Below are 21,110 nucleotides of genomic sequence, written 5' to 3'. Positions count from 1 at the left end.
GCAAATCCCCCAGGCATAATTGGCCCGAAACAAACGTAGGAGCGAGCGCAGCTCGCGATGCGCCGCGCGGGCGGCGCGGCCTCCCTAGACCATTCCGGTAAAACTTCAATCTTGAAATTTTTTATTAAGTCAAGATGCACCCTGTTCAAATCCTTCCCAGCGTGCTACAACCTGCTTAAGCAATGATCTAGCTGCTTGATAACGAAGGGAAAAATATGACGAAGTCGGAGCTGATCGAACGTATTGTCACCCATCAAGGGCTGCTCTCGTCCAAGGACGTGGAGTTGGCCATCAAGACCATGCTTGAACAGATGTCACAATGCCTGGCTACCGGCGACCGCATCGAGATCCGCGGTTTTGGCAGCTTCTCGCTGCACTATCGCGCCCCACGCGTGGGGCGTAACCCCAAGACCGGCCAGTCGGTCAGCCTCGAAGGCAAGTTCGTACCGCACTTCAAGCCCGGCAAAGAGTTGCGCGACCGGGTCAACGAAGAAGACGAGGCCGAAGCCTGAGCACTCAAGGAGCAATCTGATGCGTAACCTGAAGCGCGCCCTGGCGGCTATTTTCGTGCTGCTGTTGGCGGCGGTAGTGTTGCTCTTCGTGCTGGAGAACCAGCAGCCCGTTGCGCTGGTGCTGTTTGGCTGGGCTGCGCCGGAAATGCCCGTGGCTGTCTTGGTGCTGGCAGCGCTTGTCATCGGCCTGGCTATAGGCCCGCTACTGGGCGCATACGGCGTTCAACGCAGCAAGCGCAAGATCAAGGCCTCTGCCCGGCAAGCGGCATTGAGCGGTAACTAAGGAAATTTCCTACGCCTTCCTGGGAATAGTCCGCCTATGCACAGGCTGGCCGCCATGAAGTAATAGCCCACTTCATTTATGGCCAAGTTGAGTGTGCGTAGCATGGAGTTCCCCTGCCTTTTCCATCACGGTGGCACCCGGGGTGTGACTGGGTCCTGCCACCAGTTGCACTTGGCCTCGTGTAGCAGTTTGCTGGTCGACTGTGGGTTGGAACAGGGCACCGATGCGCCGCCTGGTGCAGAATCCGCGCCGCTCAGCTTCGATATTCAGGGCATTCGCGCGCTAATCGTCACCCACGTACACCTGGACCATGTCGGGCGCATACCTGCGCTGCTGGCTGCAGGTTACCGCGGCCCCATAATCTGCAGCGAGCCATCGGCGCGGCTACTGCCGCTGGTACTGGAGGACGCCTACAGGGTGGGCATCAACCGCGAGCCTGCTCAGGTGGCGCGGTACCTTGAACGGGTCACAAGCCTGATTGTGCCTTTGCCCTTCGAGCAGTGGCATGAAGTGGTGATGGAGCCGGGTTTGCAGTGTCGCATCCGCTTGCAGCGTGCAGGGCACCTGCTTGGGTCGGCATATGTCGAGTGCGACCTGTTGCATGGAAGTATCAACACCCGTTACGTGTTTTCAGGCGACCTGGGCAATGGTGCCAACCCATTGCTGCGCCCGCTTCGGCCCCCAGAGCGGGCAGATGTGCTGGTGCTGGAGAGTACCTACGGTGACCGCCTGCACCCGGTCAAGGGCGGTCGGCAGCAGCAGCTGGAGGCGGCAATTGATCGCGCCTTGGCCGACAAAGGCACCATTCTGATTCCGGCCTTCAGCCTGGGGCGTACGCAAGAGCTGCTGTACGAAATAGAGGATATTCTGCACCGCAAGGCATTGACCGGAGCCCGCGGCGAACCGGGTGACGAAGATCCCGTCAACTGGTCGCAGTTGCCTATCATCCTCGACTCACCCTTGGCCCAGCGTATTACCGGTGCCTACCGCGACCTGCATGAGTTCTGGAACGAAGAGGCGAGGGCGCGGCTCGCGCAAGGGCGTGATCCGCTTGGCTTCAACCAGTTGATCACAGTGGACACCCATGCCAAGCACCAGCAGGTAGTCAATTACCTCAGCAGCACCGGTCGACCGGCCATCGTCATTGCAGGCAATGGCATGTGTTCGGGCGGGCGGATTGTCAATTACCTCAAGGCCATGCTGGGGGATCGGCGGCATGAGGTGATGTTTGTGGGGTATCAGGTAAAGGGGACGCCGGGTGCGGTAATCCAGGCGAGTGAAGGGGCTGAAGGGTTGGTGCTGATTGATCTGGATGAGCAAATGTACGAAATACGCGCGAAAGTGCTGACCCTGGATGGATACTCGGGGCATGCCGACCAAGCGGGGCTGGTCGGGTTTGCAACCAGCGTGGCGCAAAGCCCCCGCAGGATTGTACTGGTGCACGGTGAGCGCCGAGCCAAAGTCGAGCTGTCCCGGGTATTGGCGCGGAGGCTTTGCGAGCTGGAGTGGGTGACGCAAATACAGATTCCCGCATAAAGTCGTTTTCCATGGAACGTTCATAATCGTGATTGTCTTATGGCTGCCCTCAGGCGTTTCGCGCTCTCCCGCCAAGGTTAACGACCGGCCTAAATTGGGTGATTGCCGCGGGATAGCCAGCTGCCGGCCGGCAACCTACGAAGAAAAATCTCTGGTATTCTACGGGGTGAATCTTGCGTCTTGTGCCTATGGATGGTCGGGGATTTAAATACGCTGGGCGCTCTAATTTTCGCGCCGTTGCGCATTTGCGACGGTGATCAGCAGTAAGACACATGCCGGTTTCTTGAAGTGAAACAACATCAAGGGGCCGTTAAGGATCCGAATATGGAATTGATCCCGGTAATTTTATCCGGTGGCGTTGGTAGCCGTTTGTGGCCAGTATCCCGTGAGGCTCATCCGAAGCCGTTCATGACGTTGCCTGACGGGCAGAATCTAATCCAGAAGACCTTTCTTCGCGCAGCCCGGCTGGAAGGTGTGGTCGAAGTCCTCACCGTCACCAACCGCGAGTTGTTGTTCAAGACCGAAGACGAATATCGTACGATCAATACCAAGGGCCATGCACAGGGCTATATCCTCGAGCCATTCGGTCGCAACACGGCTGCCGCGGTGGCTGCTGCCGCGCTGCAACTGCACCAGAGCCACGGGCCGCAAGCGCATATGTTGGTGCTGGCAGCAGACCACCTTATTCAGGACGAAGTGGCTTTTTCTCGAGCTGTTGACAAGGCGATCCATCTCGCTGAACAAGGCTGGCTGGTGACGTTTGGCATCAAGCCGCAGTATCCAGAAACCGGCTTTGGCTATATCGAGGCCGCTGCCGGGGCGGCACTTGAAGGCGGGTTGAAGGTCGAGCGTTTTGTCGAAAAACCCGATGCCAAGACTGCCGAGGCTTACGTAGCGGCTGGCAACTACTTCTGGAATGCCGGTATGTTCTGCTTCCAGGTAGGCGCCGTAATTGAAGAGTTCAAAACTCATGCGCCTGATGTGCTGGAAGCTGTTGCCGCTACGCTGGAAGCTTCTCGCATTGCCTCGTCGGCAGGCTACCGCTGCCTTGCGCTTGATGCTGAAACCTTCGCCAATGTCCCTGATATTTCAATCGATTACGCCCTCATGGAGCGTTCTCGAAAGGTCGCGACCATCCCATGCGACATAGGCTGGAGCGACATAGGGTCGTGGAACGCGGTCAGCGAACTTACCCCGCCGGATGAGCACGGCAACCGTTTCGAAGGCGAGGTGATGGCCTACGAAGCAACCAACAATTATGTCAGCACTGAAGATCGCCTTGCTGCCCTTGTCGGTGTGCAGGACCTGTTGGTGGTCGATACGCCCGACGCTCTGCTGATTGCCCACAAGGACCATGCCCAAGACGTCAAGCATATCGTCAAACGCCTGAAGGGCGATGGCCACGCCGCGCATTTGTTGCACCAGACGGTGCATCGTCCTTGGGGAACATACACCACGCTTGAAGACGGCGAGCGCTTCAAGATCAAGCGTATCGTGGTCAAGCCGAAAGCATCGTTGTCCCTGCAGATGCACCATCATCGTAGCGAGCACTGGATTGTGGTCAGCGGCATGGCCCTGGTGGTAAACGATGACCAGGAGCTGATGCTTAATACCAATGAATCCACATTTATTCGTGCCGGTCACAAGCATCGCTTGCAAAACCCAGGTGTCATTGACCTAGTGCTGATTGAAGTCCAGAGCGGTGACTACCTCGGCGAAGACGACATCGTTCGTTTCGAGGACAAATACGGTCGTTGCGACGCCTGAACTCAGGTTTTTCCCGTCGGCCCGTGAGTGCCTTTTCGAGGTGCCGGGCCAATTTCATGCGACTGACCATCGCCCGCCATCCCCTTCTAGGCGTTGCACGCTCAGGCGGCAACGCATCCAGAGAGATGTATGTACGCACCTATCCAGACCCGCTGCTTCAAAGCCTATGATATTCGAGGCCAAGTTCCGGCCGACCTCAACGACGACATCGCTTATCGCATAGGGCGCGCCTTGGTGGCCCAACTGGGCGGTTGTAGCTATGTAGTGGGTCGTGACATGCGCCTGGAGAGCCCTGGCCTGGCAAGCGCCTTGGTAAAAGGCCTGACGGAAGCCGGGGTCGATGTAATCGACATCGGCTTGTGCGGTACCGAGGAGGTTTATTTCGCCACTAGTCACTACCAGGCCGACGGCGGCATCATGGTAACCGCCAGCCATAACCCCAAGGGTTACAACGGCATGAAGCTTGTACGCGAGCACTCCCGCCCGATCAGCGGTGATACAGGTTTGGCGGACATCCGTGCGCGTGTCGAAAGCGGCAATCTTGGTACTCCTGGCAAAACCCAAGGCGCTGTTCGTGAGGCATTCGACAAGAGTGCCTACATTGACCACTTGCTGACCTACGTTGATCGGTCTGCCCTCAAACCACTCAAAGTGTTGGCTGACCCCGGGAATGGTGCAGTCGGCCCGGTGCTCGAACTGCTGAAAGCGCGCCTGCCACTGGAGATGACAATCATCAATGGGGAGCCGGATGGCAACTTCCCTAACGGTATCCCCAACCCACTGCTGCCTGAAAATCGCGACCTGACTCGGCAAGCCTTGCTCGATACGGGTGCTGATATAGGGATAGCGTTCGACGGTGATTTCGATCGCTGCTTCTTCTTCGACAACCAGGGGCGGTTCATCGAGGGTTACTATGTTGTCGGTCTGCTGGGTGAAATGCTGCTGGCCAAGCACCCAGGTGGCAAGATCATCCATGACCCGCGGCTGACATGGAATACCATTGAACAGGTCGAGGCCGCGGGCGGTATTGCCATCCAAAGCAAGACCGGCCACGCCTTCATCAAGGAAAGAATGCGTGCCGAAGATGCCGTTTATGGCGGTGAAATGAGCGCCCACCATTACTTCCGCGACTTCGCTTACTGCGACAGTGGCAATATTCCATGGTTGTTAATTGCCGAGCTGATGAGCACGACCGGGAAGAGCCTGGCGCAACTGGTGGACGAGCGCATCGAAGCTTTTCCGTGCAGCGGTGAAATAAATTATGAAGTTGGCGATGTGAAAGGCACTATCGAGCGCATCCTCGCTTTTTACCTGCCGCATAATCCAGAAGTCGACCGTACCGATGGTATCAGCGTGGCATTTGCCGACTGGCGTTTCAGCCTGCGCGGTTCGAACACCGAACCGCTGTTGAGACTGAACGTCGAGAGCCGGGGTGACAGCGCCTTGGTCGGACGCCGTGTCAACGAGATCGCGCGTTTGATCAGGGGCTGACTGGTTTCATGAAGCTTTTGCTCAATACTGAATCGCTGGTCCCGCCGTTGACCGGGATCGGGAACTATACCTTCAACCTTCTTGAGCAACTGCTGGCTCAGGAGGTAGGTGTGATCGAGTGTTTTCATGGGGCCAGGTTCTCAAGTGCAGAAAGCGCATTGGCCCAGTGTCTGGCCGCCACATCGCTCTATGTGAAGCCAGCTGCCGAGCAAGTGAAGCTCACTGGGCGTCAGGCTCTTGAAGCACATGTTCGGAGTATCCTCAAACGTTGGACGTTCACCTACCATGCCAGGGAGGCGTTGCTCAATGCCCGGCGCTACTCTCGGGCAGGTGAACGCCGGCAGTACATCTATCACGAGCCGAATTTCATCCTTAAACCCCACGTAGGCCCTTGCGTGGCGACCATTCATGACCTCTCGTTCCTGCATTTTCCGCAGTTTCATCCGCGCAAACGCGTGGAGTGGCTAACTTCCAAGCTGCCTCAGACTTTGAAACGAGCGGATATGCTGATCACCGATTCGGATGTGATACGTGATGAGCTAGTGGGTGACTTCGGGGTAAGTTGCGACAGAGTGAAAACGGTATATCTGGGTGCGTCCCAGGCGTACCGGCCGCAAACGTCCGATGAAACCTGCGTGGCTCTTCAGCGGTACGGGCTTCAGCATGGGCGCTATGTATTGTTCGTGGGTACACTGGAGCCGCGCAAGGGCGTAGGCAGCCTCATTGAGGCTTGGTGCCGCCTGCCGCGGGCCGTGCGTGAGGAGTATCCACTGGTATTGGCTGGCGCACCCGGGTGGCACAATCAGGACCTTGGCGATCGCATCAAGGCACTGGAACTCAGCCACGGCTTGCGCCAGCTTTCCTTTGTGCCGGGGGCTGACCTACCGGCCCTTTATGCCGGGGCCTCAGTATTTGCCTACCCATCGCTCTATGAAGGTTTCGGTCTGCCTGTGCTAGAGGCAATGCAATGTGGCGTGCCGGTGATCTGCACGGCAGGTACATCCATGGCCGAATTCACCCAGGGCAGTGCGTGGCTGGTGGAGGCTGGCAATATCGAACAACTGAGTGCGCAGCTCAACGACCTGCTTGGCGACCCCGCTGGCCGCTCCGCATTGGCGGATGCCGGCTTGAAGCGTGCTGCCGAATTCTCCTGGGGGCGTTGTGCTGAGGAGACGCTGGAGGTCTACCGTGCAATCGGCTAGTAGCCGGGCGGCCTTACCAAGTGCCATGCCTGGCATAGCCTGCGCCGTACGTTACAGATTGGGCGCGAATACCTTACATACAGGAAGTCTTATGAACATGGTGAGTCGAATACAATGAATACGCCGCTGTCTTTGATAAAAGACGTACTGCGCTATCGGGGTCTGATCTTTGCGATCACCCTGCGTGAGATCAAAAGCCGTTATGCGGGCTCTACTTTCGGTGCCCTGTGGTTGGTGGTGCCACCGATTTTCATGGTGTTTATCTATACGGTGATCTTCTCGCGCCTGATGCAGGCGCGGATGCCCGGTATTGAGCACCAGTATGCTTACAGTATATACCTCTGCGCGGGGCTGATTACCTGGAACCTGCTGCTTGAGTTGGTACAGCGGGGCAAGGGTGTATTTCTTGAGCATGCGAACCTGATCAAGAAGTCCAGCTTTCCCAAGTTCATCCTATTCATTCCAGTCATCGCGACGGCGGCGCTGAACAGCTTGATCCTGCTGGTGCTGGTGGTCATGTTCATGCTGGTGTCGGGCTTCCCGATCATGCCTACGACGCTGGTATTGATTCCGGTGTTGGCCACTGTCGTATTGCTGGGGGTTGCCGTAGGGGCCTTGCTGGCGACATTGAACGTATTCTTTCGCGATATCGGCCAGTTGAGCGATGTTTTTTTCCAAGCACTGTTCTGGGCCACCCCGATCGTCTATCCGCTGAGCATATTGTCTGAGCATGTACAGTCGATGCTGTCGTGGAACCCCGTTTTCCCAATGGTACTGACGGCGCAGAAAGCATTGTTGGGTGAACCGGTCGGGATGTCCCAATTGGCTTACCCGCTTGGCTTCGCTGTTATCGTCTTCATCCTGGCTGTTGTGTTGTACCAACGCAGCTACAACGACTTGCTCGATCAGATCTGACATGACAATTCAAGTAAACCAGGTAGGTAAGGCCTATCCGAAACTCAAAGGTCGCTGGCACGCACTCGGTACTTGGCTCGGGCTGTGTAAACGCGACCAGAACTGGATTATCCGGGATGTCAGCTTCAAGGTAGGGCAGGGCGAATCGGTGGGCATCATTGGCGTCAACGGCGCCGGCAAGAGTACCTTGCTGAAGATGATCACCGGCACAGCGATGCCAACCGAGGGCTCGATCACCACCACTGGCCGCATTGCCGCGCTGCTCGAGCTGGGCATGGGTTTTCATCCCGAGTTCACTGGCCGGCAAAACGTTGCGTTAGCGGGGCGCATGCAAGGGCTCGAGCGTGCGGAAATTATCGCGCTGATGCCGGAAATTGAAGCATTTGCCGAAATTGGCCACTATTTCGACATGCCTGTCCGAACCTATTCATCGGGCATGTTCGTGCGCCTCGCGTTCAGTGTGGCGACAGCTGTGCGCCCTGAGGTCCTGATTGTTGACGAAGCATTGGCGGTAGGCGACGCCTACTTCCAGCACAAGTCGTTCGCGCGCATTCGTGAGTTTCGCGAGCAGGGCACGACCTTGCTGTTCGTTTCCCATGACCCAGGTGCCATCAAAAGCCTTTGCGACCGTGCGATCTTGCTGGGCGACCACAAGATGCTGATGGATGGCCGCCCCGATGAAGTACTGGATTACTACAACGCGCTGATTGCCCGCAAGGAAGAAGGATCGCTGCAGGCCCAGGCTGTAAATGCGCCGTATGCTGGGCGCTCGGGCAATGGCAAGGCTCGGATCGAGGAGCTTACCCTCAGCAGCAATGGCCGAGCGGCGACCATGCTGGAGGTAGGCGCGCCGCTCACATTGAGCCTGAAGATCCGCTCCAATGAGCCTATCTATGATTTGTCGCTGGGCTTCATGTTCAAGGATCGCACTGGCTACGACATTTTCGGTACAAACACTTGGTTGCGTGGAGAGTTGCGCGACCTGGGTGTCGAGGCTGGCAAGGAACAGACGCTGACCGTGACCATTCCAGCCTTCAATGTCGGGCCCGGAAGCTACAGCCTTACCCTTGCCTTGCATGGGGGCGCCGATCACATCGAGGACAACTTCGACTGGTGGGACAAGGCTGTTGTGTTCAATGTGATTGGCAACAGCAGCTACAAACATTTCGCCGGGGTATGCGCCATGCAGGCAGAGTTCAAGCTTGACTGAGGCGTTTGAGAGGTGCCCTGCTTGAACAAGGCCGAGGGTCTTGCCCATTGGGGCTTGCTCGACGCTAGCAAGACGACCTGCGTAGAATGACGGCCTCTGGTGTTCCCGTAGCGTACGAAGCTAGTGCCATACACTCATCCGCCTACACTGGCCACTCAACCAGTTTTGAACACAAATAATGACTATCGATCTTAAAAAACTGCAAAAAACCATTCAGGCTGAAGTCAATCGTCGCGAGTATGAGCGAGTTACTGCCAGTGCCGATAGTGCAAAGCTGCCTAGTAATGTACCCAACGACATTGTACGTACTTTCGAGCTTTTGGATCTTGAAGGGTACCTGCCGCCCAAGCCTGAAGCGCCGGTGCAACCTGAAGTAGCGGCCACCCCAGCGGCCAACGACGACACCCCGCAAGCCCAGACGCCGCCGCCGAGCCTGTATCGCCGGCTGCGCGGGTTGCCGATAGTCGGCAAGCTCTTCAGCCACCCGCGTATCATGAATTTCCTCACCAGGGTGCGGCAGCGCCCTGGTGGTGCCACGCTGAAAAACCTGTTCATTACCCTGGCACACGCGGTAGCCGTGCGTGTTCCCGGTGTCTTGCGCATGCGGCAGGTGCTTGCCGTGGTGCGTCACCTGCCCGAACGAGTGGGCGCGTTGGAGTGGCACATCGCCGACGGTGCTGCTCGTTTGCGCAACGTCGCTGTGCAAGTGCAGAACCAGACCAACCAAAGCCTTTACACCCACGGTTTGGCAATCCAGCAGAACGAGCAGTACCTGATAGAGCGCATGCGCCGTCTGGAGCAGATGCTACGCGAACAAACCTTGACCATTGCCGAACTTCAGGCAGCACGACCGCGGCTCGACAACGCTGCCCAGGCAATGCCGGCGGTGGTAGATGAACCGGGCATGCCGGCAGAGCTCTACCTAGAGTTCGAGGCCAGTTTCCGTGGGGCGCCTGAAATGATCCGCGAACGGCTGAAGCGGAACCTTGACTACTTCCGGAATGATCCAGAGCTGGTTCAGTTGCCAGTGCTGGACTTGGGCTGTGGTCGCGGCGAGTGGTTGCAACTGCTCAAGGAAGAAGGCATCCCGGCGATCGGCGTCGACTCCAACAGTGCGATGATCGAAAACTGCAAGCAGTCCGGTCTTGAAGTCTACATGGGCGATGCGCTGCAGTATCTGGCAGCTATGCCTGCCAACAGCCTGGCGGGGCTTACTGCCTTCCATATCATCGAACACTTGCCATTAAACGTTCTAGTTCGCCTGATTGATGAGGCTCGTCGTGTCGTGTGCCCTGGTGGCGTTGTTTTGTTTGAAACGCCAAACCCGGAAAACCTGATTACCGGGGCCTGCAATTTCTACGTCGACCCTACGCACCGCAACCCATTGCCACCCGCGCTGGTGGCGTTCCTACTCAAGGCGCGTGGGTTCGAGCGAGTTGAAATCGACCGTCGACACCCGGGTGACCCTTCCCTGTTGCTGCAAGGCAACGATGAAGCCATCACCACCCCTCTCAACCGATTGCTGTTTGGCCCACAGGACTACGCCGCCATCGGTTATGCGCCCTGAACAGGTTGAATTGATTCCATGCATCTGATTATCTGCAACGAGCGCCTGCTGTTCCGTTTTGGCGTAGACCGTGTATTGCTGCTGCTGGCGCAAGGCCTCAAGGCCTCGGGTTGGCACATTACCTTTGTCGCCCAGCGCGCCAACCATGATGTATTGCGCCGTATCACTGACGATATCCATACCCCACCAGAGCATCTGGGGGCGTATACCGACCTGGATCAGGTGACTGCCGAATGGTTACGCGACAACCGTCATCTCTTCTCGCCGGCCGGTAGTGACCCGTCCGGCACGGTAGCGCTGATCGGTGGTTGGCCGTTCTATGCCTCGATTGCAGTCTTCCGCCAGTGGGGCGTACCCACCGTGGCGCTAGATTGCGGTGGTGTCCCTTATGAAGATATGAAGGGCCCTGCGCGTATGGTGCAGGAGCGCTTGCGCGCCCAGCGTCGCGAATACCTTCCCGAAGCGCGAGTGGTCACCCCGATCAGCCACTTTGTATCGCGTAGCCAGAGCTTGCCCGATGCTGGCACCGAAGTAGAAATCGCCATGATTCACCTGGGCGCTGACCACTTGGCCGGTGGTGTTGACCAAAGCCTGTGGCTACATGGTCATCAGGTGGCTGGTGATCAGGCTGGCGCTGATCCAGCCGACGGCCCCATGATCATCAACCTGGGCCGCTGGGAAACCGGTAACTACAAAAATAGCGAAGGGCTTTACCCGATTGCCCGGCAAATCATTGCCTTACACCCCAAAGCACGTTTCAGCGTACTGGCGACTGCCGACGAACTGAAACTGCCGGCTGACCTAGTGGGGTATATCTTGCCTTTGGGCCACCCCAGCGATGCCGAACTGTCTGCATTGATGGCCAACGCCCAGTTGGGCTTGAGCGTATCGCACTGGGAAGGTTTCAACTTGCCGCTGGCGGAGATGCAGCAGTTGCGCAAGCCTGTGCTGGTGTTGAATATTGGCGCGCATCCTGAAGTGGTTGCCGACGCTCGGCAGCTTTGTGCCGACGAACACGATATGGCTGCAAAGGCACTGCGGGTGCTTGCGGGCGACCTGCTGACAGGCACCGAATGGGAAGCCAACCTGGACAACTTCCAGCAGACCTTTACCTGGAAGCGCACCATCAAGGCATACGCCGATTTGCTCGCCACCTTGAATCCTATCCAGGAATTGCCCGTACCTAAGCTTGTCATCGACACCAGCGCCTGCCTGCGCGATACCGCCAACACAGGTGTGGCGCGGGTAGTGCGTAGCCTTACCCGTAAGTTGCAGGACTTTGGCGAGCCACTGTTCGTGACCTGGGACGAAACCTTGCGCGAGTATGTGCTGCCCACCGAGGGTGAGTATCACAACCTGGCTTTGTACGGCGGCCCCAAACCTGACCCGCAACACTACGTACTGCCCCGCTCGCCGGCCCACCGTCGGCAGACGTTGTCCAGCCTTGGGGGCAGAGCCCTGCGCGGTGGCTGGTTGCTGCAAAGCGAGATCGTCTTCGAGCGCCAAGGACCTGCACGCCGTGCCGCAGCCCGGCAGCTAGGCCTCAACGTTGCGGCGATTTTCTACGACGCCATTCCGGTCACGCACCCCGAATGGGTTGCCGATACCGCTATTCGTGACAACCACGCTGCTTACATGCGTGGCCTGGCCGAGACCGATCGCGTGCTACCGATTTCTCCGGATGCCGGTAAGCAGTTGCAAGCCTTCTGGGAGCGTGAAGGCATCAACCCGCATGCCCACGTTAAAACCTGCTGGATTCCCGGCGAATTGACCGCATCTGTACGAGCTACTACGCCGGCTGCGGCGCCTGGTGCGGGTGAACCGCTGCGTATCCTGTGCGTTTCGACACTCGAACCGCGCAAGAACCACAAAGTGCTGCTCGAAGCTGTCTCTCGCCTGGCCAGAGACTACCCGCAACTGGACTGGCAACTGGACCTGATCGGGAATCGGTATGCTGGTGCCGACCATATTGTCGATGCAGTACGTGCGGCCAATGCTGCTGACCCGCGCATTGTCTGGCACGGGGTGGTCGACGATGCCACCCTCAACGACTATTACGCCAAAGCCCATGTCAGCGTGTATGCCTCCCTCGTAGAAGGTTATGGCATGCCGATCGTCGAATCGCTTTGGCATGCGCGTCCCTGCATCTGCCATAACGGCGGGGTAATGGCCGAGCTGGCGGCGGAAGGTGGTTGCCGTACAGTAGACATGACTGACCCCGATGCACTCGCCAGGCAAATCTATACGCTGGCAAGCGAGCCGCAGGCTTACCTGAAACTGGCCAGCGAAGCCGTGGCCCGGCCAATCCTGACCTGGCGCAGCTACGCGCGGGCCATGCTGCGGCAATTGGCCAGTCACACATTGCGAACGGTTGCCAAGCCGTTGCCGCGCCAGTGGCAACATTTGCTGATCGACCCGCAGCTACAATTGGTGGACGAGCCTGGTCAACTAGCCTTGGCTTGCCTGCTGCACCAGCGGCCGGCCCAATGCGCACTGCTGCTGGGCGAGCATCCCCAATGGGTGACCGACTTGATCGGCCACCACGCACTGCGAGCTTGGCAAGTGGCGGATGGGACCCTGTTGGGTGACGTAAGCCGACAAGGCGCGATTAGCCGTATTGAAGCGCCCGTGGATGCAGCCTTGCCGTTGCTGCTGGCCGAGCTGCGCGACAACGAAATTACCGTCGACTTGGTCGTGCTGGCAGCCGAGCCGTACAACCCTGCATTGCGTGAAGCGCTCAGCCCGTTACTGACGGGGCAGGCTGAAGGGCTGCTGTTGATAGCGCAAGGCCTGAGTGCAGAGACAACGCTGGCATTGGGCTTGCCACCCGAGGCTGCTATCGAGCTGCCAGGGTTGCGTGGCTATCATTACCCGCTGGTGAAGCCAGGGGCGGATAAATGAAGGTTCTGGTCATCTCCAACTTCTTCCCGCCGCACGTCATTGGTGGCGCGGAGATCATAGCCTACCACCAGGCCCGGGCGTTGGCAGCGCGGGGCCATGAAGTGCGCGTGCTGGCAGGGGATAACAGCCGTGGCCTGCCAGGCTATCCCATCGAGCAGGAGATGTTCGATGGGCTGCCGGTTACGCGCGTTTCGCTCACTTATCTGGATTTTGCGCCCACCGGCAACAATGTCGCTCACCTGGGCGTAGAGCGAATTTTCCTTCGACTCATCGCTGATTGGCGCCCCGATGTGATTCATGCGCACCACATGGCTGGCCTGTCGCTCGGTATTCTGCAGTTGGCCCGGGCGCGCGGCATTCGTATCGCGCTGACTTTGCACGACCACTGGGGTTTCTGCATGAACAGTACGCGGATCACCACCCAGGACACGCTGTGCCAAGACAGCACGCAGTGCCACAAATGCCACTCGCATATCTACAACGGCGACCTATTGCTGCCGCAGCGTATGCGGCAGGACTACCTTCGCTGGCAGTTGGATGCAGTCGACCACTTCATTTCGCCCAGCCACTACCTGGCGCAAACCTACATCGCCAACGGCCTGCCCGCCGAACGCATGAATGTAATCGCCAATGGCATCGAGCTGGAGCGTTTCAGTTCAACCACACCTGCGCCCCCCGGCCCTCGCCTGAATGTGCTTTTCACGGGCTACATGGGGGGCCATAAAGGTGTGCCGTCCCTGCTCAAGGCGTTGGCTTTGCTGCCGCCTGACAAGGTGCATGTCGACATGGTTGGCGACGGCCATATGCTCGAAAGCTACAAGGCTGAACTGCAAGCAATCGCCCCGCGTCTTTCGGCAAAGTTCTGGGGACGGTTGCCAAACGCGCGTATTGCTGAGCGTTTCGCCCAGGCCCACGTGTTCGTGCTGCCATCGGTGTGCCCGGAGAATCAGCCAGTGACCATTACCGAAGCCATGGCCTGTGGCCTGGCCGTAGTCGGTTCGCGTATCGGGGGTATTCCGGAGCTGGTGGATGAAGGCGTTACAGGCCAGCTCTTTGAGCACGGCAATGCTGAAGAGCTGGCACGTTGCCTGCGTCTCTATATTGACCAGCCAGAGCTGCTGGCGGCCCATGGTAAAGCCGGTCGGGGACGGATCCAGGCTTATGCCTTCGACCTGCAAATAGACCGCATTGAAGCACTGCTCGCCGGCCCAGGGGCTGAGCGTGGCGAGCAGATGCAACTGATTGCCTGTCACGGGGCGCCCTTGGCCAGTACATTCGATACAGTACTCAAGGCGTTGTGCCCGGTGCCGGCCAACCGGCCCCAGCCAGCGAGCCAGCCATGCTGCGTTCCGGCAAACTGGATCGCGCCGGAACAGGCAGATGTGCTCTGGGTGGCAGGGCCCACCGCTCATGATCCGGATGCAGCCATGCAGCTAATCGAAGCCTACCGGGCACAGGGCAAGCAGGTGGTGGTGGATGAACGGCACCTGCTCGTGTCCCGCAATACCGAATCAGCCCTGCTGGCGCGGGGTGGAGCAGAGGTTGCATTGGGTCTGGAATACCTGCTGGCTTATGTCAAAGAGCCTGAAGCCGACATTGTTATCCAGTGACTGTGCAAGGCTGACCCGCGTTGCGCGGAACATGGCGACGGGCCTGTTCCGCGCAATTCAACGCACCCTGGTTCAAGGCGTCAGCAGTTGGGCAAGGCCCTCGCTGATGGGGGTTGGTTCAGGCAATTCAAACATGCTCAACAGCCGCTGGTTGTTGGCCCTGGAATGGCGGATATCGCCGGGCCGCGCAGCCTGGTAGTTGACCGCTGGCGTCTTGCCGAGTACCTGCGACAGAGCCGCCAATACCTGATTGAGTGAAGTTGCCTGGTTCAAGCCTACGTTGACTGCACCCGTTACGGCGCCGGGACGTTCCAGACCCTGCATCAGCAGCTTTATGAGGTCGCTGACAAAAACGAAATCACGGGTTTGCTCGCCATCACCAAACACCGAAACAGGCAGGCTTTTTTGCGACCTTTCGGCAAAAATACTGATCACGCCGGAGTAGGGCGAGGATGGATCCTGACGCGGGCCGTAAATATTGAAGAAGCGGAAAACCACCGGCTCCACGCCGTGTTGGCGCTGGTAGAAATCCAGATAATATTCGCTCGCCAGCTTGTCAGATGCATACGGGGTCAATGGCGCTTTGGGCGTATCTTCGGCAATGGACGCCCCTTCGCCGTTGTTGCCATAAACCGCTGCGCTGGACGCGAACAGTACACGCTTCACACCTGCCAAACGCATAGCCTCGCACACATTCAAGGTGCCGATGAAATTGCTCTGGTGGGTGCGCACAGGGTCATCCACCGATGCCTGCACCGAAGCCACCGCTGCCAGATGTACCACCGCTTGGCAGCCGCTTACTGCCTGCGCTACCAAGCCGGCATCGGCCACATCGCCCTCTATGAGTTGCAATCGCGGGTTGGCCAGTTGCAAGTTGCTGCGCTTGCCTGTGGACAGGTTATCAAGCACGCGCACTGTGCGGCCGCTGGCAAGCAAAGCATCGGCGAGATGTGAGCCAATAAAGCCCGCACCGCCAGTGATAAGGATGGGGGCGTCGGGCGAAAAGTTTTTTGGCATACGAGTATCCAGGCTGCAAATAAGAAAGATGCTGTGACAGTGAGTTCAGGTGCGCGCGGCCAATCATGCCTGCATCTGCTTGCCGGGCCTACTTACGCCAGCCAGCCAGCGTGCGCGCAAGTAGCGCTGAACCGGGCGCTCGAACCATCGGTGGCAGGCAAGGCTCAGGGGTACCAATACCGCGAAGAACAACAGCATGACCCAAGGTTGGTAAAAGATTTCGCGAACAAAGCCCAAGCTATCAAGCACCAGGGCAAACACTAGCTGCAGCGGAAAATGCAGCAAGTATGAGGCGTAACTGATGTCTCCGACCCATGCGGTCGAGCGCAGCAGGGCTGGCCGGTGCATGCCGGCTGCCGCCAGCATTGCCAAGGTGGCGGGGAAGCACAGGCACATGACGAAATAAACATTAACGCTAGGCGCTAGGTGTAGTTGGTAAACCCAGGCCGCTACGGCGATGCCGGTGGTGATAGCCAGCGCCATCCCACTGCCAGCCAGGCGGCGCAGGTGCACCAGCAGTGCATAGGCGAGGCCGCCGATGTAAAAGCACAGCAACCCGCTGCCGATCTTGTAGCTGCCCGGGTATAGCAGCAGACCAACGCAAGCGACCGCGGCCGCTAACAGCCAGCGCCAACGGCCAGCCAGACAGATCACAAAGAACGAAGCGTAGAGCAACACTTCGACCGATACCGACCAGATAGGCGCGTTGTACGACCAGCCCTTTTCGAACCCCCAAGCTGGGGCCAGCAGCAGGTTGAGCAGGGCATGGTAGCTGTCGTTGTACTGATACACGAAGGCGTTCGAGTTATAGGTCGTGTAAATCCACTGAAGGCCAGCTACCAGTGCGAAGGACAGCAAGTGAAGAGGGTACAGCCGACTGAAGCGATCAACCGCAAACCTGCCGAGGGGAATTTGGCGCGCGGCAATCGCATTTGAGAACAACCAGAAGAAGACGAACCCCGAGATCGAGAAAAACAGCTGAACGGCAAGCCCACCGTATTGGTAGAGTGGTGTCAGCGCCGTAAAGAAGGGCTGGCGCGCCGGGTCAAAGCCGGCAGGGCTGTCACCTACATAGAAAAAATGCTGCCAGTGCCAGAAAACCACGCTGAGGGCAGCGATACCGCGCAGCGTATCCAAGGTGTACAGCCGGTCGGCTGGGGCAGCAGGAGCAGTCATTGACACTTCACTGGCGGGCAAAAGGGAAATGCTGTCACCCGCCGATATGAAGTGTCAATGCACGTTAAGCAATACAAGAAATTGCCTAACGCTTCAGTCGAATACCTCAGCCAGGCTCAGCGCCACACCCTGCTGATCTTTGCCAGACAATTGCGGCTGGCCATCAAATCGCCAATCGATGGCGATTTGCGGATCGTCCCAAGCAATGCACCGTTCGCTCTTTGCAGAGTAGAAGTCGGTGGTTTTGTAGACAAACTCCGCCGTCTCGCTCAGGGTAACGAAACCGTGTGCGAAACCTGCCGGGATCCATAGCTGTTGCTTATTTTCCGCCGACAGCACAGCCCCAACCCATTTGCCGAAGGTTGGCGATGAACGCCGAATGTCCACGGCCACGTCAAACACTTCACCCTGGATTACGCGCACCAGCTTGCCCTGGGCGTGCGGTGCCAGCTGATAGTGCAGGCCACGCAGCACGCCTTTAACCGAGCGCGAATGGTTGTCTTGTACAAAGTCGGGCTGCAGACCGGTGACTTCGTTGAAAACACGGGCGTTGTAGCTTTCGTAGAAAAAGCCGCGGTCGTCGCCGAATACCTTGGGGGTAAACAGGACTACTTCTGGGATATCGAGCGCAATAGCTTGCATCAGAATACCTTCTCTTTCAGCAAGTTTTGCAGATACTTGCCGTAACCGTTTTTCAGCATGGGTTGAGCCAGCCGCTCGAGTTGCTCGGCGTCGATCCAGCCAGCGCGGTAGCAAATTTCTTCAGGGCAGGCCACTTTCAAGCCCTGACGGCGCTCCATCGTGGCGATGTATTGGCTTGCTTCGAGCAGGCTGTCGTGCGTACCGGTGTCGAGCCATGCGTAGCCGCGGCCCATGATTTCAACCTGCAACTGCTGCTGTTGCAGGTAGAGATTGTTGAGGTCGGTGATTTCCAGCTCGCCGCGCGCGGAGGGCTTCAGGTCGCGGGCCAGGTCGACGACTTGGTTGTCATAGAAATACAGGCCAGTGACGGCATAGCTCGACTTTGGAACAACCGGTTTTTCTTCCAGAGACAACACACGGCCGCTGTCGTCGAACTCAGCCACGCCGTAGCGCTCTGGGTCGTGCACGTGATAGGCGAATACCGACGCACCGGAATCCCGCTTGTCGGCATTCAGCAGCAGCGCCTGGAAGTCATGGCCGTAGAATATATTGTCACCCAGTACCAGCGCAGATGGGTCATTACCAATAAAGTCAGCGCCTATGGTAAACGCCTGCGCCAACCCGTCCGGGCTCGGTTGTACCGCGTAAGACAGGTTCAGGCCCCATTGGCTGCCATTGCCCAGCAACTGTTCGAAGCGTGGGGTGTCTTGCGGGGTAGAAATGACCAGGATGTCCCGGATCCCGGCTAGCAGCAGCGTGCTGAGCGGGTAATAGATCATCGGTTTGTCATAGACCGGCAGCAGCTGCTTCGAAACCGAAAGTGTGGCCGGATGCAAGCGTGTACCCGAACCGCCAGCCAGAATAATTCCTTTACGAGCCATGAGAGTCCCTATTACTGGATTTCGTCCAGCATACGTTGCACGCCTTGCTCCCAAAGCGGCATTTTGAAATTGAACGTTTTTTCCAGCTTAGCCAGCGCCAGGCGCGAGTTGCGCGGACGCGGCGCAGGTACTGGATAAGCTTCGGTGCTGATCGGGGCAACCTTATCAGCCGTCACTTTGAGCGCCACGCCGTTGCGCTGTGCGTGCGCCAAGACGAACTGAGCAAAACCATGCCAGCTGGTTTCACCGGCTGCCGCCAAGTGGTAAACCCCTGCCAGGTGACGGTTGTCTTGCCCGTTGAAGATTTGCCGTAGGATGTGAGCGGTAACGTCGGCAATTAGTTCAGCGCCCGTCGGAGCACCAAACTGGTCTGCCACCACGCTCAAACCTTCACGTTCAGCAGCCAGGCGCAGCATGGTCTTGGCAAAATTATGCCCGCGCGCAGCATACACCCAGCTTGTGCGCAGCACCAAGGCCTTGGCGCCGCTGGCAAGGATGCCACGCTCGCCATCAAGTTTGGTACGGCCATAGACCGAGAGAGGGCCGGTAGCTGCGGTTTCCTCCCAGGGCTGGTCACCGCTGCCGTCAAATACATAATCGGTGGAATAGTGAACCAACCAGGCACCCAGCGCTGCTGCTTCGCGTGCCAACACCGCGGGGGCTTGCGCATTGATCATGGCGGCTAATGCCTGGTCGCTTTCTGCTTTATCTACTGCTGTATAGGCAGCAGCGTTGACGATTATGTCGGGCGCCAGTTGACGAACCGTGGCGGCCAAACCATCCACTTGGGACAAATCGCCACACAAGCCTTCAGCCCCTTGGCGGTCCAGCGCGATGACCTCGCCTAGCGGCGCCAGAGCGCGCTGCAGCTCCCAGCCTACTTGACCGTTTTTCCCTAGCAGCAGGATTTTCACGCTTTATTCGCCCCGTATTGCTGTGCCACCCAGTCACGGTAGCTGCCGTCCATGACGCCTTTGACCCATTCCTGATTGGCCAGGTACCAAGCGACTGTCTTGCGAATGCCGGTTTCGAAGGTTTCCGCAGGTTTCCAGCCGAGCTCACGCTCGATCTTGCGGGCATCGATTGCGTAACGGCGGTCATGGCCTGGGCGGTCGGTGACATAGGTGATGAGTTCGGCATACTGCTCGACAGCCTTGCCGGTTTTCTGGTTGATCACTTGGCGCGAGGCCGCTGGTGCAAGCTCGTCGAGCAAGCTGCAAAGGGTATGGACGATGTCGATATTGGCTTTTTCGTTCCAGCCGCCAATGTTGTATGTCTCGCCGAACGCACCGGCTTCCAGTACACGACGGATGCCCGAGCAGTGGTCCTCGACATATAGCCAGTCGCGAATTTGCTGGCCGTCGCCATAGACCGGCAGCGCCTTGCCTGCCAGGGCATTGACGATCATCAGCGGTATCAGTTTTTCCGGGAAATGGAACGGTCCATAGTTGTTGGAGCAGTTGGTAGTGAGTACCGGCATGCCGTAGGTATGGAAATATGAACGTACCAGGTGGTCGCTGGCTGCCTTGCTGGCCGAGTACGGACTGTTTGGCGCGTAAGGGGTGGCCTCGGTGAAGGCCGGGTCGTTTGGCCCGAGTGTGCCGTAGACTTCGTCCGTAGAAACGTGAAGGAAGCGGAATGCCTCCTTCTCCGCGCCTTCCAGGCTGTTCCAGTGGGCCCTGGCGGCTTCCAGCAAGCGGAAGGTGCCCATCACGTTGGTCTCGACAAACGCTTCAGGGCCAGTGATCGAGCGATCAACGTGCGATTCGGCGGCAAAATGGACCACGGCACGTGGGCGATGCTCGGAAAAAAGCTGGGCCAGCAGTGCTGCATCGCAGATATTGCCTTGGACGAATTGGTGCTGTTCGTTACCTGCCAGCGATTGCAGGTTCGCCAGGTTGCCTGCGTAGGTCAGGGCGTCCAGGTTGAGCACGGGCTCCTGGTTGTGCGCACACCATTGCAGAACGAAATTTGAGCCGATGAAGCCGGCTCCGCCTGTTACTAGAATCATAAATTAGCTCTAATTGGACAAAAGGTGTTGTCGTAGACAGATGACGCTGAGAAACTTCGCCACGGCAGCGCGAGGCAGGCAGCTAGCGTTGCGATGAATTAGACCACCCTGATGTCGAAAAATACACTGCTGGGTACTGGTACTGAGCTTGCCGCGCGGCGCCCGCTTGGTAAGGTTGAGTACCTTCGGGCAGCGGACCAGATCTCTCGGTCGTCGGGGCCTGGCGGGGGGGCCCCGTTTTGTGCAACAAAATGTGTATGTACACCGCAATTTAAGGAGATGGACATAAGTGCTGACAAGTCTTGGAAATCCTATGTTATCGCTGTTCGGGGATTTTAGTCCGGCGGGCATACTAGGGCAGGACTTGGCTCCGCCTACCGGCCGATTTT

Annotated in this window: 17 protein-coding genes; 11 read left to right on the top strand and 6 right to left on the bottom strand. The window is 58.1% G+C overall.

Annotated elements, in window-relative coordinates; all coding sequences use genetic code 11:
• The first annotated feature begins 215 nt into the window (after positions 1-215).
• From ihfB to EGJ22_RS13755, 11 genes are all read left to right on the top strand, one after another.
• A complete protein-coding gene (gene ihfB, locus EGJ22_RS13805; RefSeq protein ID WP_003252675.1) occupies positions 216-512 on the top strand; it encodes an integration host factor subunit beta in 297 nt (98 codons plus the stop codon).
• A gap of 19 nt (positions 513-531) precedes the next feature.
• On the top strand, positions 532-795 hold the full coding sequence (locus EGJ22_RS13800; RefSeq protein WP_070085808.1) for a lipopolysaccharide assembly protein LapA domain-containing protein: 264 nt from the start codon (positions 532-534) through the stop codon (positions 793-795).
• Between the two features lie 102 nt (positions 796-897).
• The gene (locus tag EGJ22_RS13795; RefSeq protein ID WP_125920296.1) at positions 898-2,331 is read left to right on the top strand and encodes an MBL fold metallo-hydrolase RNA specificity domain-containing protein; all 1,434 of its coding nucleotides are present in this window, start codon (positions 898-900) and stop codon (positions 2,329-2,331) included.
• 324 nt (positions 2,332-2,655) lie between these two features.
• Positions 2,656-4,098: a mannose-1-phosphate guanylyltransferase/mannose-6-phosphate isomerase gene (locus EGJ22_RS13790; RefSeq protein ID WP_070085807.1), complete on the top strand. Its 1,443-nt coding sequence runs from the start codon at positions 2,656-2,658 to the stop codon at positions 4,096-4,098.
• 129 nt (positions 4,099-4,227) lie between these two features.
• Positions 4,228-5,589, top strand: a complete 1,362-nt coding sequence (locus EGJ22_RS13785; RefSeq protein ID WP_070085806.1) for a phosphomannomutase — start codon at positions 4,228-4,230, stop codon at positions 5,587-5,589.
• Positions 5,590-5,597: 8 nt separating this feature from the next.
• The gene (locus tag EGJ22_RS13780) at positions 5,598-6,791 is read left to right on the top strand and encodes a glycosyltransferase family 1 protein (RefSeq protein ID WP_083281529.1); all 1,194 of its coding nucleotides are present in this window, start codon (positions 5,598-5,600) and stop codon (positions 6,789-6,791) included.
• A gap of 114 nt (positions 6,792-6,905) precedes the next feature.
• On the top strand, positions 6,906-7,706 hold the full coding sequence (locus EGJ22_RS13775) for an ABC transporter permease (protein ID WP_009685988.1): 801 nt from the start codon (positions 6,906-6,908) through the stop codon (positions 7,704-7,706).
• Position 7,707: 1 nt separating this feature from the next.
• Positions 7,708-8,916, top strand: coding sequence for an ABC transporter ATP-binding protein (locus tag EGJ22_RS13770; protein WP_009685987.1), 1,209 nt, complete (start codon positions 7,708-7,710; stop codon positions 8,914-8,916).
• A gap of 178 nt (positions 8,917-9,094) precedes the next feature.
• Positions 9,095-10,483, top strand: a complete 1,389-nt coding sequence (locus EGJ22_RS13765) for a class I SAM-dependent methyltransferase (RefSeq protein ID WP_052960507.1) — start codon at positions 9,095-9,097, stop codon at positions 10,481-10,483.
• Positions 10,484-10,501: 18 nt separating this feature from the next.
• The gene (locus EGJ22_RS13760; RefSeq protein ID WP_125920295.1) at positions 10,502-13,384 is read left to right on the top strand and encodes a glycosyltransferase; all 2,883 of its coding nucleotides are present in this window, start codon (positions 10,502-10,504) and stop codon (positions 13,382-13,384) included.
• The gene (locus EGJ22_RS13755) at positions 13,381-14,994 is read left to right on the top strand and encodes a glycosyltransferase family 4 protein (RefSeq protein ID WP_125920294.1); all 1,614 of its coding nucleotides are present in this window, start codon (positions 13,381-13,383) and stop codon (positions 14,992-14,994) included. The genes EGJ22_RS13760 and EGJ22_RS13755 overlap by 4 nt, the downstream gene beginning before the upstream one ends.
• Positions 14,995-15,066: 72 nt before the next feature.
• Here the strand turns inward: EGJ22_RS13755 and EGJ22_RS13750 are convergent, their stop codons facing one another.
• The 6 genes from EGJ22_RS13750 to rfbB form a co-directional block, all read right to left on the bottom strand.
• Positions 15,067-16,011, bottom strand: coding sequence for an NAD-dependent epimerase/dehydratase family protein (locus EGJ22_RS13750; protein ID WP_070085802.1), 945 nt, complete (start codon positions 16,009-16,011; stop codon positions 15,067-15,069).
• Positions 16,012-16,074: 63 nt separating this feature from the next.
• Positions 16,075-17,187: an acyltransferase gene (locus tag EGJ22_RS13745; protein WP_009685981.1), complete on the bottom strand. Its 1,113-nt coding sequence runs from the start codon at positions 17,185-17,187 to the stop codon at positions 16,075-16,077.
• 93 nt (positions 17,188-17,280) lie between these two features.
• Positions 17,281-17,829, bottom strand: a complete 549-nt coding sequence (rfbC, locus tag EGJ22_RS13740) for a dTDP-4-dehydrorhamnose 3,5-epimerase (RefSeq protein ID WP_125855008.1) — start codon at positions 17,827-17,829, stop codon at positions 17,281-17,283.
• Positions 17,829-18,710 carry a glucose-1-phosphate thymidylyltransferase RfbA gene (gene rfbA / locus EGJ22_RS13735; RefSeq protein ID WP_125855009.1) on the bottom strand — a complete coding sequence of 294 codons (882 nt, stop codon included), beginning with the start codon at positions 18,708-18,710 and terminating at the stop codon, positions 17,829-17,831. The genes rfbC and rfbA overlap by 1 nt, the downstream gene beginning before the upstream one ends.
• Before the next feature lie 11 nt (positions 18,711-18,721).
• Entirely contained in the window at positions 18,722-19,624 is a 903-nt protein-coding gene (rfbD, locus tag EGJ22_RS13730) for a dTDP-4-dehydrorhamnose reductase (RefSeq protein WP_125920293.1), read from the bottom strand.
• The gene (gene rfbB, locus EGJ22_RS13725) at positions 19,621-20,721 is read right to left on the bottom strand and encodes a dTDP-glucose 4,6-dehydratase (RefSeq protein ID WP_125920292.1); all 1,101 of its coding nucleotides are present in this window, start codon (positions 20,719-20,721) and stop codon (positions 19,621-19,623) included. The genes rfbD and rfbB overlap by 4 nt, the downstream gene beginning before the upstream one ends.
• Between the last annotated feature and the right edge of the window lie 389 nt (positions 20,722-21,110).

It is taken from the genome of Pseudomonas sp. p99-361, from assembly GCF_003935475.1.
In the GTDB taxonomy this organism is placed as follows: Bacteria; Pseudomonadota; Gammaproteobacteria; order Pseudomonadales; family Pseudomonadaceae; genus Aquipseudomonas; species Aquipseudomonas juntendi.
Note: the sequence above shows the minus strand (reverse complement) of the source record. Positions and strands in the feature narration are given on the sequence as shown.